Annotated in this window: 12 protein-coding genes; 1 reads left to right on the forward strand and 11 read right to left on the reverse strand. The window is 68.1% G+C overall.

Annotation, left to right across the window (positions count from 1 at the left end; genetic code table 11):
- Positions 1–59: 59 nt before the first annotated feature.
- From DEJ28_RS18035 to DEJ28_RS17015, 5 genes are all read right to left on the reverse strand, one after another.
- On the reverse strand, positions 60–572 hold the full coding sequence (locus DEJ28_RS18035) for a prepilin-type N-terminal cleavage/methylation domain-containing protein (RefSeq protein WP_111116962.1): 513 nt from the start codon (positions 570–572) through the stop codon (positions 60–62).
- Between the two features lie 199 nt (positions 573–771).
- The gene (locus DEJ28_RS17000) at positions 772–1,995 is read right to left on the reverse strand and encodes a type II secretion system F family protein (RefSeq protein WP_111116963.1); all 1,224 of its coding nucleotides are present in this window, start codon (positions 1,993–1,995) and stop codon (positions 772–774) included.
- Positions 1,995–3,596, reverse strand: a complete 1,602-nt coding sequence (locus DEJ28_RS17005; protein ID WP_111116964.1) for a type IV pilus twitching motility protein PilT — start codon at positions 3,594–3,596, stop codon at positions 1,995–1,997. The genes DEJ28_RS17000 and DEJ28_RS17005 overlap by 1 nt, the downstream gene beginning before the upstream one ends.
- 16 nt (positions 3,597–3,612) lie before the next feature.
- On the reverse strand, positions 3,613–5,283 hold the full coding sequence (locus tag DEJ28_RS17010) for a GspE/PulE family protein (RefSeq protein WP_111116965.1): 1,671 nt from the start codon (positions 5,281–5,283) through the stop codon (positions 3,613–3,615).
- Positions 5,284–5,467: 184 nt separating this feature from the next.
- Entirely contained in the window at positions 5,468–6,490 is a 1,023-nt protein-coding gene (locus DEJ28_RS17015) for a GNAT family N-acetyltransferase (protein WP_181433828.1), read from the reverse strand.
- Positions 6,491–6,594: 104 nt separating this feature from the next.
- Between DEJ28_RS17015 and DEJ28_RS17020 the strand changes: the two genes are divergently transcribed.
- On the forward strand, positions 6,595–6,993 hold the full coding sequence (locus DEJ28_RS17020; RefSeq protein ID WP_181433829.1) for a VOC family protein: 399 nt from the start codon (positions 6,595–6,597) through the stop codon (positions 6,991–6,993).
- 178 nt (positions 6,994–7,171) lie between these two features.
- On the opposite strand, the gene rpoC is transcribed toward DEJ28_RS17020, so the two are convergent.
- From rpoC to DEJ28_RS17050, 6 genes are all read right to left on the reverse strand, one after another.
- Complete coding sequence (gene rpoC / locus DEJ28_RS17025; protein WP_111116967.1) at positions 7,172–11,053, reverse strand: DNA-directed RNA polymerase subunit beta'; 3,882 nt, start codon at positions 11,051–11,053, stop codon at positions 7,172–7,174.
- A gap of 42 nt (positions 11,054–11,095) precedes the next feature.
- Positions 11,096–14,584 carry a DNA-directed RNA polymerase subunit beta gene (gene rpoB / locus DEJ28_RS17030; RefSeq protein WP_111116968.1) on the reverse strand — a complete coding sequence of 1,163 codons (3,489 nt, stop codon included), beginning with the start codon at positions 14,582–14,584 and terminating at the stop codon, positions 11,096–11,098.
- Between the two features lie 356 nt (positions 14,585–14,940).
- The gene (locus tag DEJ28_RS17035) at positions 14,941–15,486 is read right to left on the reverse strand and encodes a hypothetical protein (protein ID WP_111116969.1); all 546 of its coding nucleotides are present in this window, start codon (positions 15,484–15,486) and stop codon (positions 14,941–14,943) included.
- A gap of 406 nt (positions 15,487–15,892) precedes the next feature.
- Positions 15,893–16,570: a response regulator transcription factor gene (locus tag DEJ28_RS17040; RefSeq protein WP_111116970.1), complete on the reverse strand. Its 678-nt coding sequence runs from the start codon at positions 16,568–16,570 to the stop codon at positions 15,893–15,895.
- The gene (locus DEJ28_RS17045; RefSeq protein WP_111116971.1) at positions 16,567–17,811 is read right to left on the reverse strand and encodes a sensor histidine kinase; all 1,245 of its coding nucleotides are present in this window, start codon (positions 17,809–17,811) and stop codon (positions 16,567–16,569) included. The genes DEJ28_RS17040 and DEJ28_RS17045 overlap by 4 nt, the downstream gene beginning before the upstream one ends.
- Entirely contained in the window at positions 17,808–18,317 is a 510-nt protein-coding gene (locus DEJ28_RS17050; protein WP_111116972.1) for a hypothetical protein, read from the reverse strand. The genes DEJ28_RS17045 and DEJ28_RS17050 overlap by 4 nt, the downstream gene beginning before the upstream one ends.
- Between the last annotated feature and the right edge of the window lie 143 nt (positions 18,318–18,460).

The following is an 18,460-nucleotide window of genomic DNA, read 5'->3' on the forward strand; positions in this document are numbered from 1 at the left end:
ACGGACCTGGAACAAGGAGGGGGCCGGGCGAGCCGACCCCCTCTTCATGGCGTGCCGGATCAGCCGGCTACGAATGCACCGGCGGTCGAGCAGGTGCCCGACTTCACGCCGTTGGTGTCGGTGGCGGCGAAGGTCTTGCCAGTGGTGCTCTCGCCCTGCACGCAGAAGGTGTTCGACGCGGTGCCCTTGACGTAGGTGAGCTTCTTCTCCGCGTCGGACCAGGTCACGCCTGCGTCGCTCCACTTTTGGCCAGCAGTCGTGGCACCCGTCGCGCCGAAGGCGGCGGTGTTCGCGATGTCACCCGACGTGCTGAGGGTCGCGGAGTTGGGGAGGTTGTTGCTGTTCTGCGTCGAGGAGCTGACGACTGCGGTCTTGAAGTTCGACACGTCGTTCTGAACGCCGGAGTCCTTCGCGTTGTTCTGGACACCCAGGTACACCGGAATGGCGATCGCGGCGAGGATGCCGATGATGATGACGACGACGAGGAGCTCGATGAGGGTGAAGCCCTTCTCGGAGTCCTTGACAATTTCGTTGCGGCGAGCGTTCAGCTTGCCCATGAGCGTGAAGTACATGACTTCATCCATTCTTTCGGGAATGTGATTGGAAACGGTGTTGGGGCTGTGCTCTGCCGCCGACGTCAAGCGTATGGAGAGCACTTTCGGGGCATAATCCCGAGAACGGGGGGCAATGGGCATGAAAATGCCCCCAGTATCGGGGGCAGTTTCGACCGAGATACCCCCGACTGCGGGGCATCTTCTGACGAGAGACCGGTCAGTGAATCAACGAGGTGATCTTGAAGATAGGAAGGTAGAGCGCGACGATCATCCCGCCCACGACCACGCCGAGGAAGGCGATGAGCAGCGGCTCGATGAGCGAGGTGAGCGCTTCGGTCGTCGTCTCGACCTCGTTGTCGTAGAACTCGGCGATCTTCTCGAGCATCACTTCGAGCGAACCGGCATCCTCGCCGACAGCGACCATTTGCGAAACCATTTCGGGGAAGACTTTTTCCACCCCGAGCGGCTCCGCGATGGATTGACCTTTCCGAACCGATTCGGCGACACGTTGCAATGCACTCTGAACGACGAAGTTGTTCGACACTTCCCCGACGATCTGCAACGCCTGCAATATTGGGACTCCCGCACCGATCATGTTCGAGAAGTTTCGCGCGAATCGTGCGATGACGATCTTCTGATTGAGCTGGCCGAAGACCGGCAGGCGCAATCTGATCGGATCCACGATCGCGCGCACGCGATCGGTGTTCTTGTTCGCTCGCCACCACAGCCACCCGAGCACGATCGCGACGAGCAGGATCGGTCCCACCCAGACCATCGCGTGCGAGGCGTAGACCAGCAGCATCGTGGGGAGCGGCAGTTGGCCGCCGAGTGAAGAGAACATCTTCTGGAAGATCGGCACGATGAACACGAGCATCACCACGACGGCGACCAAGGACATGCACAGCACGACCACCGGGTACGTCATCGCCGACTTGATCGTCGCCCGGAGCTTGTGCTCCTTCTCGAAGTTCGTCGCGATCGAGTCCATGGCCTGGTCGAGGAACCCGCCGGTCTCGCCGGCCCGGATCATGTTGATCATGATCGGCGGGAAGTCGACGGGGTACTTCGCCACGGCGTCCGAGAACGAGACACCACGCTCGACGTCGTCCCGGACCTTGCCGAGGATGTCCTTGAGCTTCTTGTTGTCCGTCTGGTCGGCGAGGATCGACAGCGCACGGAGCAGCGAGAGCCCGGACGACAGCATCGTCGACGCCTGCCGCGCCATGATCGCGAGGTCCTTGAGCCCGACGCCCTTCTCGAACCCGGGGATCTTGATCTCGGTCTGCAGGCCGCTGCCGGCCTTCGCCTCGGTGATGGCGATCGGCGAGACCCCCATCCCCCGCAGCCGCTGGACGACAGCACCTTCGGAGGACGCGTCGAGCCGCCCCTTCACGAGCTTGCCGGCGCCGTCGCGCCCCCGGTAGTCGTAGGCGAGCGACATCAGTGGCCTCCTGAGTACTTGTCGCCGAAGTCGATCTCGGACGCGGCGATGGCCGCGGCAGAGGAGTCGGACGGCGATTCGACGCGCTGGACGAGCCGGTCGAAGCCCTCGATGTCGTGCACCTTCTCCATCGCGGCCTTCCGCGTGATGGTGCCGACGTTGACGAGCTCGGCGAGGTCCTGGTCCATCGTGTGCATGCCCATGTCACGCCCGGCCTGCATGGCCGAGGTGATCTGGTAGGTCTTGCCCTCGCGCACGAGGTTCCCGATGGCCGGGGTGGTCTTCATGATCTCGGTGGCGACGACACGGCCGGCACCGTTGGCCTTCGGCACGAGCGTCTGGCAGACGACACCCTCGAGCGTCGAGGCGAGCTGCGTGCGGATCTGCCCCTGCTGGTGCGGCGGGAAGACGTCGATGACGCGATCGATCGTGCCGGGAGCGCTCTGCGTGTGCAGGGTCGCGAACACGAGGTGGCCGGTCTCCGCTGCGGTGAGGGCGACGGAGATCGTCTCGAGGTCGCGGAGCTCACCGATGAGGATGACATCGGGGTCCTGGCGCAGCACGTGCTTGAGGGCAGCGGCGAAGGAGTGCGTGTCCGCACCGACCTCACGCTGGTTGATGATCGCCTTCTTGTGGTCGTGCATGAACTCGATCGGGTCCTCGATCGTCACGATGTGGTCCGAGCGGGTCTCGTTGACGAGGTCGATGAGCGCGGCGAGGGTGGTCGACTTGCCGGACCCGGTGGGCCCGGTGACGAGCACGAGGCCGCGGGGCAGCTTCGCGAACTCCCCCACGTACTCGGGGATGCCGAGCTGCTTCAGGGTCTTGATCTTCGTGGGGATGATGCGGAAGGCCGCGCCCCAGTTGCCGCGCTGCTGGTAGTAGTTCACGCGGAAGCGGAACTCGGGCGACAGCGAGTACGCGAAGTCCAGTTCCTGTTCGTGGTCGAACTGACCGGCCTGCTCGACGGACAGCAGCGTCTTGAGGGCCGCGATCACCTTGTTGCGAGCCCACGGCCCGCCGGGCACGGCCGGGCGCAGGGCCCCGTCGACCCGCACGGTGGGTGCGGCATCGGCGGTCAGGTGCAGGTCGGACGCACCCTGGTAGACCACCTGCGCGAGCGCCGTGATGAGGTCCGGGTCCGCGACCTCACGCGCGTGGCGTGTGAAGTGGATCTCGGCCTGTCCCTCGGGTGCGGGCGCGTAGGTGGGGGCGTGGACGGCCTGGAGGATCGTGGTCGGGTCCGCGGGCACGACCGGCAGGTGCTGGGTCACGGCGTCGGCGTACCCGTAGGACGCGGTCGACGGCGGCACGGCTGCGGACGGCGTCGCGGGCGCAGCCTGCGGCTGCGCGACGGGCACGGCAACCGGCTCCCCGGACGGTGCCGGCCACGCGGCGGTGTCACTAGACAGGTCGTGCACGGGGCCCGACGGGGCGGGGGTGATCCGTGCCTCCAGGCTGGGTGAGGTCGGCTGTTGCGCCGCTGCGGCAGCGAGTCGTGCCGCACGGCGGCCACCGACCTCGGTGCCGGGCCGGCCCGGGTGCCAGCCCGCGACGGGCTCGTCCCCGGGCACGGAGATGTCGTAGACGGAGTCAGTCATCGTTCCACTCCCACGCCTACGCGACCACGCGCAGGATCTCGTCGATGCTCGTCATGCCGAGCTTGACCTTCTCCCACCCGTCCTGACGGAGGGTGAGCATGCCCTGCTGCTGGGCGACACGGCTGATCTCGGCGCTCGAGGCACGCGAGACCGCGAGTCGCTCGATCTCCTCGGTCACGGTCATGACCTCGTGCAGGGCGATCCGGCCGCGGTACCCGGTGCTCGAGCACACCGCGCAGCCGACCGGGCCGAAGAACTCCGGCACGGCGGTGTCCTCGGTCGACTCGAAGCCGAGGGCCACGAGCTGTGCGGGTGTGTACTGCGCCGGTGCCTTGCAGCGGTCGCAGAGCCGGCGGGCGAGCCGCTGGGCGACGACCGCGTCGAGCGCCGACCCGACCAGGAACGGCTCGATGTCCATCTCGGTCAGCCGGGTGATCGCCGACGGGGCGTCGTTCGTGTGCAGGGTCGAGAGCACGAGGTGACCGGTGAGCGAGGCCTCGATCGCGATCTGCGCGGTCTCGTGGTCACGGATCTCACCGAGGAGCACGACGTCCGGGTCGGAGCGCAAGATCGATCGCAGCGCCGACGCGAACGTCAGGCCGGCCTTCGGGTTGACCTGCACCTGGTTGACGCCGGCCATCCGGTACTCGACCGGGTCCTCGACCGTGATGACGTTGATCTCGGGCTTGGCCACGGCGTTGAGCGTCGTGTAGAGCGTCGTCGACTTGCCGGAACCGGTCGGACCGGTGACGAGGATCATGCCGTACGGCTTCGAGTAGGAGCGCTGGTACGCCTGGAAGTTCTGCTCGAGCAGGTTGAGGTCCTTGAGGGACATCGACGTGTTCGTGTTGTCGAGGATCCGCATGACGACCTTCTCGCCCCACACCGTGGGGAGCGTCGCGACGCGGAGGTCGATCTGCCGACCGCCGTGCCGCACCGACATGCGGCCGTCCTGCGGCTTCCGACGCTCGGCGATGTCGATGTCGCTCATGATCTTCAGACGGCTGATGACACCGTTCTGGATGTTCTTCGGCGCCGGCGCCATCTCGTGCAGCACGCCGTCGATGCGGTAGCGGACCCGGACCTCGTGCTCGCCGGGCTCGATGTGGATGTCGGATGCGTGGTCCTGGATGGCCTGCGAGACGAGCAGGTTCACGAAGCGGACGATCGGCACGTCGTCGAGGGCGCCGTCGGTCAGGTCGTTCTGCTGCTGCGCCTGCGCCGATGCTTCTTCACCGAGGGACGAGGTCAGGTCGTTGAGCTCGTCGTCGGCGCGCAGGTAGCGGTCGAGGGCGGACGCGAGGTCGCGCTCGTCGACCTGCAGGGGCTTCACCGGGCGGCCGGAGGCGGTGCGGGCGTCGTCGATCGCGAGGACGTTGGTCGGGTTCACCATGGCGAGCACGAGGACCTCGCCCTCGAACCCGATGCCCAGGACGCCGTGGCGACGGCAGAGGGCCGCGGGCAGCATCGACACCGCGGTGCCGTCGACCGGGTAGTCGGTCAGCGGCACCGTCTTGGAGTTGTTCGACGCGGCGCGGGCGGTGATGTACTGCGCCTCGCTGACGAGCCCCTGGTCGACGAGCGAGCGGATCGAACGGTCGTCGATCTCCTCGTCGCCGGTCATCGAGTCGAGGTGCTCGATCGGCAGGGCTCCGTTGAGGATGAGGATCTCGGACAGCGTGGCCATGTGCCCCGGAGCCTCCTTCGGGTCGCGCGCGGTTCGTCGGGACGAGCGTCGCAGGGATTCGACGCCCGACCACGCTACGTCGGCGCCGAACGACGCCCGCAGTCCCACAACGAGGGGGCGAGGGGGTCCGGGGTGTCCCCAGTGCAGGGGTGCCGGAAGGTGTCGAGCGCCGGCCGGTCCCTCGTCAGAGGGGTGTCGACGCCGTGACGTGGACCTCGCCCGCGACGAAGCCGAGGCGCTCGTAGATCCGTCCCGCTCCGCTCGGGTTCTCGGCGTCGACGTGCAGCACCGCGGCGGACAGCCCGTCGGCCTGGATCGCCTGCAGCACCGCGTCCGTGACGATCGGCGCGAGACCACGGCCACGGGCGGCGCGCACCACGCCGACCCAGTGCACGTACCCGTACGACCGACCGCGGGCAGCGAACCCGTCCGGGTCCACCTCGACGATGCCGAACGCGGCGATCCCACCGTCGGCGTCGAGCACCACCCGCGAGAGGTCGAGCCGGCTCTTGCCCGCCGTGAGGAACCCGCGCCAGTCCGACTCGACCATCGGCTGCGACCCCCAGTGGTCCCGGAAGGCGTCGTTCTTCGCGAGCCGGAGCGGTTCGATGTCGTCGACGGTGGCCGCACGCACGACGGAGCCCTCGGGCAGCGCCGGCACGTCGGGCTCCGCGCGTCCGTCGAGCACGACCTGCATGTCGACCCAGTTCCGGGTCGGCTCGAAGCCGAAGTGTGCCGCGAGCCCGAGCGTCGCCGCACCCTGCGGCGCCCCGACCTCGATGGTCGCCGGGACGTCGAGGTCGAGCGCCGCCAGCCGCTGGCGGGCACGCTCGACCTGCCAGGCGAACACCCGCCGCCCGATGCCGTGTCCGCGCAGATCGGGGTGCACCGCTCCGTCGAGGACCACCCGGGCAGCGGTGACCCGGGAGGGGACGTCGATGACGATGCCGTAGGCCTGCACATGCCCATCAGCATCGACGCCCACGAGGGTGTCCCGCGGGACGTCGAGCCCTTCGGTGGACAGGGTCCGCTCGAAGTCCGCTGTGGAGGGATGGGCGTGCGGATCGTCCACGGCGGCCGCCGCGACCGCCACGGCGTGCACGGCCGCGAGGTCCTGCCGCGAACCGGGCCGGAACGTGAGTCCACCGACCGGTACCGGGGGCTCGAGGTGGGTCGGGGCCGTGATCCGTTCGCGCAGCGTCGCCATCCCACCAGCCTGCCAGACCGGTTGCACCGCAGGGACTCGCCGCATCACGCGGCTGCGGCGACGAACCCCTCGACGCGCAGGCACCACCCGGGACATGATGAGTCATGGAGATCACGAGCGTGACCGTGGGGCTGCCCGTCACCGACATCGAGGCGTCCTGCCTCTGGTACGGCGCCGTCTTCGAACGCGCCGAGCCCGACCTCGAACCGGACGAGGGCATCGCCGAGTACGAGGTCGGCGGCATCTGGGTCCAGCTCTACGAGGACGAGAGCGCCGAGGAGAACCCGGTCAGCGTCCGCTTCGGCGTCGACGACGCCGCCGCCCAGCACGCCCGCATCGGCGCACTCGGCATCGACATCGGCCCCGTCGAGTGCGTCGACGGAGCCGTCGACTGGTTCGACGTCCGTGACCCCGACGGCAACGTCCTCAGCCTGTTTTCGCTGGTCGACGAGACCGGCCGTGGGTCCGGCGGCCGCGACAGCGACGCGGGTCGCGCGATCTAGACGCCCAGGACGACGGCCTGGAGGCGCGTGGCGGGCCCGCACCGCGCCTCCAGGCCGTCATCCGGTCCCGTCCCGGGACAGCGCCGTCATCCTGTCCCGGGACGGAACGCAGAACGGCCCCCGCATCCGAGGATGCGGGGGCCGTTGCCGTCAACGCAGATGGCGTCGACGCTGCTTGCTAGTTGTACGTACCCGGCGTGAAGTCATCCGACGAGAAGCTGTCGAAGTCGACGAAGCTCAGGTCGGCGTCCGAGAACGACGAGTCGTCCGCGAAGATGCGGTTGGGGTACCGCTCGGCCTTCGCTTCTTCCGTCGCGTTCACGTCCACGTCGCGGTACCGGCTGAGGCCCGTCCCCGCGGGGATGAGCTTTCCGATGATGACGTTCTCCTTGAGGCCGACGAGGTGGTCCTGCTTGCCCTCCATGGCCGCCTGCGTCAGGACGCGGGTGGTCTCCTGGAAGGACGCGGCGGACAGCCACGACTCGGTCGCGAGGGACGCCTTGGTGATGCCCATGACCTCCTGGCGAGCGGAAGCGGTCTTGCGACCCTCCTGCAGCGCCGCACGGTTGAGCATGTTGTACCGCGAACGGTCGACGAGCTCACCCGGGAGGAGGTCGGTGTCGCCGTGGTCGACGACGGTGACCTTGCGGAGCATCTGACGCACGATGACCTCGATGTGCTTGTCGTGGATCGGCACGCCCTGCGAGCCGTACACGTCCTGCACACCGTTGACGAGGTGCTTCTGGACCTCACGGACACCCTTGACCCGGAGGACTTCCTTCGGGTCGACGGTGCCGGCGATGAACTGCTCGCCGAGTTCGACGTGCTGCCCGTCCTCGATGAGGAGGGTCGCACGCTTGAGCACCGGGTAGATGAACGGCTCGTCGCCGTTGTCCGGCGTGAGGATGATGCGACGACCCTTGTCGGTGTCCTCGATCGTGGCGCGGCCGGGGGCCTCGGCGATCGGGGACGCGCCCTTCGGGGTACGCGCCTCGAACAGCTCGGTGACACGCGGCAGACCCTGGGTGATGTCGTCCGCAGAGGCCGAACCACCCGTGTGGAAGGTACGCATCGTCAGCTGGGTACCGGGCTCACCGATGGACTGGGCGGCGATGATGCCGACCGCCTCGCCGATGTCGACGAGGTTGCCCGTGGCGAGCGAACGGCCGTAGCAGTTCGCGCAGACACCGACGGCCGACTCGCAGGTCAGGACCGAGCGCACCTTGATGCTCTCGACACCGGCAGCGAGCAGCTTGTCGATGAGCACGTCACCGACGTCCTCACGAGCCTCGGCGACGACCGTGCCCTTCGCGTCCACGGCCTCGGTGGCCAGGGTGCGGGAGTACACGGTGTTCTCGACACGCGGGTCGCGGACCAGCTTGCCGTCGGCACCCACGGTCGCGATCGGGAGCTCGAGGCCCCGGCTCGTGCCGCAGTCGTCCTCACGGATGATGACGTCCTGCGAGACGTCGACGAGTCGACGCGTCAGGTAACCGGAGTCAGCCGTACGGAGCGCCGTGTCGGCCAGGCCCTTACGAGCACCGTGCGTGGCGATGAAGTACTCCGCCACGGTCAGGCCCTCGCGGTACGAGTTGATGATCGGGCGGGCGATGATCTCACCCTTCGGGTTGTTCACCAGACCACGCATACCGGCGATGTTGCGCACCTGCAGCCAGTTACCACGAGCACCCGACGACACCATGCGGTTGATCGTGTTGTCGATCGGGAAGTTGTCCCGCATCTCCTGCGCGATCTCGTTGGTCGCCTCGGTCCAGATCTTGATCAGGTCGGCGCGACGTTCCGCGTCGGTGATCAGACCCTTGTCGAACTCGCCCTGCACCTTGGCTGCCTGGATCTCGTAGCCCGCGATGATCTCCTTCTTGCGAGGAGGCGTCACGACGTCCGAGAGCGCGACGGTCACACCGGAGCGCGTGCCCCAGTAGAAGCCGGCGTCCTTGATCCGGTCCAGCGCGGCGGCCGTCTCGGTCTTGGAGTAGCGCTCGGCGAGGTCGTTGACGATCGCGGAGAGCACGCCCTTGTCCGTGACCTTCTGGACGAACGGGTAGTTCGCCGGGAGGGTCTCGTTGAAGAGCGCACGGCCCAGGGTCGTCTCGAGCAGCACGGTGTCGCCCTGCTCGTAGCCCTCGGGTGCTTCACCCTCGGCGAAGTGGACACCCGTCATGCGGATCTTCGCCATCGCGTTGAGGTGCAGCGTGTGCTGGTCGTTCGCCAGGATCGCCTCGGCGACCGACGAGAACGCACGGCCCTCACCCACGGCGCCCTCGCGGACGGTCGTCAGGTGGTGCAGACCGATGATCATGTCCTGTGCGGGCAGGGTCACCGGACGGCCGTCCGACGGCTTCAGGATGTTGTTCGAGGCGAGCATCAGGATGCGTGCCTCGGCCTGGGCCTCGACCGACAGCGGCAGGTGCACAGCCATCTGGTCACCGTCGAAGTCCGCGTTGAACGCAGCACACACGAGCGGGTGGAGCTGGATGGCCTTGCCCTCGACGAGCTGCGGTTCGAACGCCTGGATGCCCAGACGGTGCAGCGTCGGCGCACGGTTCAGCAGCACGGGGCGCTCGCGGATGATCTCCTCGAGCACGTCCCACACCTGCGGACGCGAACGCTCGACCATGCGCTTCGCCGACTTGATGTTCTGCGCGTGCGACAGGTCGATGAGGCGCTTGATCACGAACGGCTTGAAGAGCTCCAGCGCCATCTGCTTGGGCAGACCACACTGGTGCAGCTTCAGCTGCGGGCCGACGATGATGACAGAACGGCCCGAGTAGTCGACGCGCTTGCCGAGCAGGTTCTGGCGGAAACGACCCTGCTTGCCCTTGAGCATGTCGCTCAGGGACTTCAGGGCGCGGTTGCCGGTACCCGTGACCGGACGTCCACGACGACCGTTGTCGAACAGCGCGTCGACCGCTTCCTGCAGCATGCGCTTCTCGTTGTTCACGATGATCTCGGGGGCACCGAGGTCGAGCAGGCGGCGGAGACGGTTGTTGCGGTTGATCACACGACGGTAGAGGTCGTTGAGGTCCGAGGTGGCGAAACGGCCACCGTCGAGCTGCACCATCGGGCGCAGCTCCGGCGGGATGACCGGCACGACGCCGAGCACCATCGCTGCCGGCGAGTTGCCGGTGGCGAGGAAGGAGCTGACGACGCGCAGACGCTTGATCGCGCGGATCTTCTTCTGGCCCTTGCCCTCGGCGATCTGCAGACGCAGTGCCTCGGCCTCGGCAGCCAGGTCGAACGCCTCGAGCCGCAGCTTGATCGCCTCGGCGCCCATGTAGGCGTCGAAGTAGATCCCGAAGCGGTCCTGGAGCTCGTGGAAGACGGCGTCCTCGGGCTTGAGGTCGCCCACCTTGAGGTTGCGGAAGTCCTCCCACACACGCTCGAGACGGGTGATGTCCTCGTCGAACGACTTGCGGACCTGGGACATCTCCTTCTCGGCGGTGTCCTTGGTGCGCCGCTTGACGTCGGCCTTCGCACCTTCCTCTTCGAGCGCTGCGAGGTCGTCCTCGAGCTTCTTGAGGCGGTCGGCGATGATCGAGTCGCGCTGACCCTCGAGGGTCTTGATCTCGAGGCGCATCTCGTTCTCGAGACCCGGCATGTCCGCGTGGCGGCCCTCTTCATCGATGTCGATGATCATGTACGCCGCGAAGTAGATGACCTTCTCGAGGTCCTTCGGCGCCATGTCGAGGAGGTACCCGAGGCGCGAGGGGACGCCCTTGAAGTACCAGATGTGCGTGACGGGTGCGGCGAGCTCGATGTGGCCCATGCGCTCACGACGGACCGAGGACTTGGTGACCTCGACGCCGCAGCGCTCGCAGACGATGCCCTTGAACCGGACACGCTTGTACTTGCCGCAGGCGCACTCCCAGTCGCGGGAAGGACCGAAGATCTGCTCGCCGAACAGACCGTCCTTCTCGGGCTTGAGGGTGCGGTAGTTGATGGTCTCCGGCTTCTTGACCTCGCCGTACGACCACTGGCGGATGTCCTCGGCCGTGGCGAGGCCGATCCGCAGTGCGTCAAATGAAGTTGCTTCGAGCAATGTTCTTCTCTCTAGCTGGATTCGTTACGAGTACGGGCGGGATCAGATGTCGTCTACGGACGACGACTCGAACCGCGAGGAGATGTTGATGCCGAGCTCTTCAGCGGCACGGAAGACCTCGTCGTCCGTGTCGCGGAGGCTGACCGCCTGGCCGTCGGCCGAGAGGACCTCGACGTTCAGGCAGAGCGACTGCATCTCCTTCATGAGGACCTTGAACGATTCCGGGATGCCGGGCTCCTGGATGTTCTCGCCCTTGACGATCGCCTCGTAGACCTTCACGCGGCCGAGGATGTCGTCGGACTTGATCGTCAGGAGCTCCTGGAGGGCGTACGCGGCACCGTATGCCTCGAGCGCCCACACCTCCATCTCACCGAAGCGCTGGCCACCGAACTGCGCCTTACCACCCAGCGGCTGCTGCGTGATCATCGAGTACGGACCGGTCGAACGGGCGTGGATCTTGTCGTCGACCAGGTGGTGCAGCTTCAGGATGTACATGTAGCCGACCGACACGGGCTCCGGGAACGGCTCGCCGGAGCGGCCGTCGAAGAGCTGCGCCTTGCCGGACGAACCGATCAGACGCTCGCCGTCGCGGTTCGGGAGGGTGGAGTCGAGGAGGCCCTCGATCTCACGCTCGTACGCACCGTCGAACACCGGGGTCGCGACCTTCGTGCCGGGCTCGGCGCTGTGGGCGGCCTCGGGGAGAGCCGAAGCCCACTCCTGGATGCCGTCCACGTTCCAGCCCTGCTTCGCGAGCCACCCGAGGTGGATCTCGAGGACCTGGCCGAAGTTCATGCGGCCGGGAACGCCGAGCGGGTTGAGCACGATGTCGACCGGGGTGCCGTCCGCCAGGAACGGCATGTCCTCGACCGGGAGGATGGTCGAGATGACGCCCTTGTTGCCGTGACGACCGGCGAGCTTGTCACCCGCGGTGATCTTGCGCTTCTGGGCGATGTAGACGACCACGCGCTGGTTGACGCCCGAGCCGAGCTCGTCGTCGCCGTCCTGCGAGTCGAACACCTTGACGCCGATGATCGTGCCCTCTTCACCGTGGGGCACCTTCAGCGAGGTGTCGCGCACTTCGCGCGACTTCTCGTTGAAGATGGCGCGGAGGAGGCGCTCTTCAGCGGAGAGCTCGGTCTCGCCCTTCGGCGTGACCTTGCCGACCAGGATGTCGCCGGGGCGGACCTCGGCACCGATCCGGATGATGCCGCGCTCGTCGAGGTCGGCCAGGAGGTCCGGGCTGACGTTCGGGAGGTCGCGGGTGATCTCTTCCTTGCCGAGCTTGGTGTCGCGGGCGTCGACCTCGTACTCCTCGATGTGGATCGAGGAGAGCGTGTCGTCCTTCACGAGGTTCTGCGACAGGATCATCGCGTCCTCGTAGTTGTAGCCCTCCCACGGCATGAACGCGACGAGGAGGTTCTTGCCGAGCGCGAGCTCGCCGTTCTCCGTCGCGGGGCCGTCGGCGATGACTTCGCCCTGCTCCACACGCTCGCCGGCCGAGACGACCACGCGGTGGTTGTAGCTCGTGCCCTGGTTGGAGCGGTCGAACTTGCGCAGGTAGAAGGTCTGCGTGCCACCCTCGTCGAGCTGCAGGGTCACGGCGTCGGCCGAGACCTCGGAGACGACACCGGCCTTGTCGGCGGTGACGACGTCGCCGGCGTCGATGGCGGTGTAGCCCTCCATGCCGGTGCCGACGAGCGGCGACTCGGAACGGAGCAGCGGGACAGCCTGACGCTGCATGTTCGCACCCATGAGGGCGCGGTTCGCGTCGTCGTGCTCGAGGAACGGGATGAGCGAGGTCGCGACCGACACCATCTGGCGCGGCGAGACGTCCATGTAGTCGACCTCGTCCTTGCCGACGAGCTCGACCTCTCCGCCCTTCTTCCGCACGAGGACCTTGTCGTCCTGGAAGTGGAAGTCGGCGGTGAGCGGCGCGTTGGCCTGGGCGACGACGAACTCGTCCTCTTCCGAAGCCGTGAGGTAGTCGATGGTCTTCGTGACCTCGCCCTTCACGACGCGACGGTAGGGCGTCTCGATGAAGCCGAAGGAGTTGATCCGACCGAACGACGCGAGCGAACCGATCAGGCCGATGTTCGGGCCTTCCGGGGTCTCGATCGGGCACATGCGGCCGTAGTGCGACGGGTGGACGTCGCGGACCTCGACGCCGGCACGCTCACGGGACAGACCACCCGGGCCGAGGGCCGAGAGACGCCGCTTGTGCGTCAGGCCCGCGAGTGGGTTGTTCTGGTCCATGAACTGCGACAGCTGGGACGTTCCGAAGAACTCCTTGATCGCGGCGACGACCGGACGCACGTTGATGAGCGTCTGCGGGGTGATCGCCTCGATGTCCTGCGTGGTCATGCGCTCGCGGACGACGCGCTCCATGCGGGACAGACCCGTGCGGACCTGGTTCTGGATGAGCTCGCCGACGGCGCGGATGCGACGGTTGCCGAAGTGGTCGATGTCGTCCACGTCGAGGCGCAGCTGCACCGGCTCGCCGTCACGGACACCGTTCAGCGTGGTCTTCTCGGCGTGCAGCGAGACCAGGTACTTGATCGTGCGGACGATGTCCTGCACGGTCAGGACCGAGTCGCTGAGCGGCGCGTCGATGCCGAGCTTGCGGTTGACCTTGTAGCGGCCGACCTTCGCGAGGTCGTAGCGCTTCGAGTTGAAGTAGAAGTTGTCGAGCAGCGCACGCGCGGCCTCGGCAGCGACCTGCTCGCCCGGACGCAGCTTGCGGTAGATGTCCTTGAGCGCCTCTTCCTTGGTGAGGATGGCGTCCTTCTCGAGGGTCGACTCGATCGAGGCGAAGCCCTGGAACTCCTCCATGATCTCTTCGCTCGTCATGCCGAGCGCCTTGAGGAAGACCGTGACCGACTGCTTGCGCTTGCGGTCGATGCGCACGCCCACCTGGTCGCGCTTGTCGATCTCGAACTCGAGCCACGCACCGCGCGACGGGATCACGCGAGCGGAGTAGATGTCCTTGTCGGACGTCTTCTCCTGCTGGCGCTCGAAGTACACGCCCGGGGAACGGACGAGCTGCGAGACGACGACACGCTCGGTGCCGTTGATGATGAACGTGCCGCGCTCGGTCATGAGCGGGAAGTCGCCCATGAACACGGTCTGCGTCTTGATCTCACCGGTCATGTGGTTCATGAACTCGGCGTTGACGTAGAGCGGGGCAGCGTAGGTCTTGCCACGCTCCTTGCACTCGTCGATCGAGTACTTCGGGTCCTCGAGCTCCGGCGACGTGAAGCCGAGCTGCATGGTCTCGCCGAGGTCCTCGATCGGGGAGATCTCCTCGAAGATCTCCTCGAGCCCGGAGTGCAGTGCGAGGTCGGTACGACCCTGCTCCTGCCCTTCGGCGAGGCGGGCCTTCCAGGCGTCGTTGCCGACGAGCCAGTCGAAGCTCTCCGTCTGGAGTGCGAGCAGATCAGGAACCGTGAGGGTGTCCGTGATCTTGGCGAACGAGAGTCGCGAGTGGTTGCGACCGTTCTTGGGGTTGGTGGATGCGTTGGGCGCAGCAGCCAAGGGTTTGACCTCCGGTAGGCCCCGTCGGGCCGGTACTGACGAGCAGCACGTAGGTGAGTGGATTGATCGCTCGGCGCACCCCTTGAAGACACGCACCATGTGGCAGGCCGGTGTGGCATGGACATGTGCGATGATCTGGGTGAGCGGGACCCGCCGACATATACGGGACCGGCATCACCAGGGCACGTTCTTGAGAACGTTGCGTCGACCGCAATATGACGACACTGATGCCAGGGAGCGCGAACTGCCATCATAGGTCGCGCCGGACCGCACTGTCCAGTCCTGGCTTGACCGAATTCGGCAGTGACGTGTATAAGCCGGTGGACCGACCCGGTATTCCCGCCGCTGCCGCTCCGTCAGCGCACCGAGCCGAGCGCCCGGAACGCCTCCTCGGGCTGCCGCGTCCGCACGAACGTCACGCGCCCGCGGTCGTCCGTGAACTCGATCCCGAGCCCCGGCGTGAGGATGAGTGCGCGGACGCCCCGGCGCAGTCGCAGCCCGATCCCGCCGTAGGTCGACGCGTCCGCTTCGACGAGGCGGACGTCGGCGATCCGGCGTCGGGCGATCCGACGCGCGGGCAGGGGGCGGAAGTGCAGGACGACGTCCGTGTCCGTCACGGTGAACCCGGACCGCGCGACGAGGAGCAGCACCCCGATCGCGATCGCGACGAGCGCCGGCACGATGAGCGCGGTCTCCGGAGCGTCCCCGGGCCAGCCGAGGACCGCCGCGGTGAGGCCGAGTCCGCCGAGCAGCAGGACCGCGCCGATCGCGCGCATCCACACGGGTGCGGACTCGAGGTCGGTGTGCGGCGCACGACGAACGGCGCGAGCGACCCCCCGGGTCGCGGCCCCTCGGGTCGACGGGGCGAGGCGGTGCGTGGGGACACTCATGGTGTCGGTCATGGCGTGGGGCTCCTGCGGATTCGTGGTCCGGTACGACGTCGTATTTTACATGACGCATACGATGTGTTCAATGGCCGAGCGCAGGGTTCGGCCACAGGCGGCGCGCAGGAGAGCGGGGAGGCCCGGCGCACGCCGACGGCGCGCACACGGACACGGCAGTGGGGGTTGCCGGGCGGTCACGCCGCGGTCAGGACGGATGCGGAAGCGCGAGGTGTGGGGCACTGCGCGGATCGACGCACCGAGGTGACGACGTGAGCACGATAGACACCGACCCTTGACGTCCGCTGGCCGTTCATGTGTACGCATTCATCTGGAGTCAGTGAGCGCGCTGTGCACGGTGAACAGCGCACAGCGCACAGCGCACAGCGCACGGCGCAGGCGCACGGCGCACAGCGGACACGCGTGGTCAGCGGAGGACGCGAGCCACGGCCTCCGCACGGGTCCGGACACCGAGCTTCGTGAACACCTGGTTCACGTAGGACTTCACGGTCGGCACCGTCAGGAACAGCTCGGCGGCGATCTCCGGGTTCGACCGGCCCTCGGCGATCCGCTCGAGGACGTCCGCCTCACGCGGGGTGAGGTCCGGGAACCGCACGCGCAGCCCGGCCACCGGCTCGGGACCGGGGACCGCAGCGGCCGGGGTGGCCGGGGTGGCCGTCCCGCCGCCGGCGAACTGCGCCACCAGGCGTGCGCCGACCGTCGCGTCGAACGTCGACTGTCCGGAGGCGACGGCACGGATCGCGGTCGCGATCTCCGCTCGTCCGGCGTCCTTCGTGAGGTACCCGCGTGCTCCGGCGCGGAGCGCCGTGACGATCGACTCGTCGTCGGCGAAGGTCGTCAGGACGAGCACGGCGACCTCGGGGTGGGTTGCGGCGATGGCCGCGGTCGCGGTCGGTCCGTCGACGCCCGGCATCCGCAGGTCCATCAGGACGACGTCCGGTGCGTCCCGTCCGACGGCCGCGATCGCCTCGGCGCCGTCCGACGCCTCGCCGACCACCTGCAGGTCGGGGACGAGGGAGAGCACCGTCACGAGGCCGTCGCGCACGATGGCCTGGTCGTCGACGACGAGCACCCGGATGCTCACGAGCGCTCCCCCTCGACCCGGGCATCGGTCGGCAGGTGCATCGCCACGACGAACTCGCCGTCGGACCGCTCCGCCTCGACCGTGGCGCCGCTCCCGAGCTCCGCGAACCGCTCGCGCATCCCGATCAGGCCGTGCCCGCCGCCGGACAGCGGGTTCGCCACGACGACGTCCACGGCGTCGCCGTCCCGGATGACGGACAGGGACACGGGGCGGCCGGGAGCGTGCTTGCGGGCGTTGCTCAGCGCCTCCCGGACGACCTGGACCACGGCGGCACGGTGGGCCGCGTCGAGGACGGACAACGTCGTGTCCCCCTGCGTCACGACCGAGCCACCGAAGGAACGGTGCGCGTCGACGAGGGCCGTCAGGCCCGTCCCGTGGTCCGCAGCGGGCCTGGAGGAACGGATCGCCTCCCCGGGATCGGTCGCGTCGGTCGACGTGGCCGGTCCGGTCGGCGGGGCCGCTGTGGCCGACTCGGGCGCAAGGGTGTCCGCGTCGTCGCGGAGGGCGTGCACCGCACGCCGGGCCTCGGCGAGCCCGTCCGCTGCGAGGGCGCGGGCGTCACGGGCACGCTTCGTCGCGTCCTCGACCCGACCGGCCTCGAGGAGGGCCTCGACCGCGTCGAGCTGGAGCACCAGGCCACCGAGCGAGTGCGCGAGCACGTCGTGGATGTCCCGCGCAGCACGGGACCGGTCCGCCAGGAGCTCAGCGCGCTGCTGCTCCCGCTCGGCCTCTCGGGCGTGTTCAGCGGCGACCCGGAACTGCCGTCGGCTGAAGCCGATGAGGACCCCGAGCAGCACCCCTCCGCTCGTGCCGAGGACGAACTGGACGGACGCGTGCTCGACGGACGCGGACACCGCGATCACCACGATCGCCGCCAGCCCGGCGACCGACGACGTCCAGATCGGCAGCCGGAGGTTCGCGCCGAGGAGCACGATGCCGACGATCACCGGGATGATCATCAGCGAGTCGGTCGGCACCGTCGTCACGGCACCGGCGGCGATCATGACGACCCCGGCGACGACCAGGGTCCGCGACGTCCGACCGAACTCGCGGAGCGCCCACGCGGCGAGCGCCACCGCGCCGACCACCCACACCCACGCCGGGGGCTGGATCTCCAGGCCGTTCTTCACGAACCAGAACGCGACGATCGCGATGCCGAGGGCGTTGAGCCCCCACGCGGCACCGGAACGGGACCGACCCCCGGGGAGGTCGGTCGGGTCCTGGCCGGTCAGCAGGGTCACCGGACCATCATGCCGCGCGCCTGACGGTCGCCGCGGGGGATCCGCTGGTCGAGGACCACGGCACGGGCCGCACGGTTCAGCGCGAGGACGAGCAGGATCGTGCCGGTCGAGGTGAGCAGGTGGGCGCCGAAGTGGCCGCCGACGACGTCGAGGCCGACGCGGACGACGATGAGGACGAGCCAGAGGCCGGCGCCGAGCCACCCGGTGCGGGACTGGATCGTGCGGCCCTTGTCGTCCGGGGTGCCGACCGTGCGGAAGCGGGTGATGCTGCCCATCGTCAGGCCGACGCCGATCGTGATGAGGGCCTCGATGCCGAGGAAGACGACGTCGGCGGTGGTGATCGTGGCCGTCGTCTGGGCGAGGACCACGACGCCGATGACGGCCATGACGAGCGGGCCGCGCCAGATCCGCGCCGGGTCGAGGTACTGCCAGGTCGCCTGGCGGTACGCGAGGAAGGCGACGAGGGCGACCCCGATGAGGATGTTCGCGGCGAGCTGGACGGACATGGTGTGTGCCTTTCGGAGCGGTTCGGCGGGTGTTCCCGACCGGTGACACCAGCCTCGTTCGCGGGCGTCGACGGGCACACCAACCAGGGGTGGGGACGCGGGTGGTGATCGCTCGTTCGCTCCGGCCTGCGGGGTGGTGTTCG

The sequence above is a fragment of the Curtobacterium sp. MCPF17_002 genome (genome assembly GCF_003234115.2).
Classification (GTDB): domain Bacteria; phylum Actinomycetota; class Actinomycetes; order Actinomycetales; family Microbacteriaceae; genus Curtobacterium.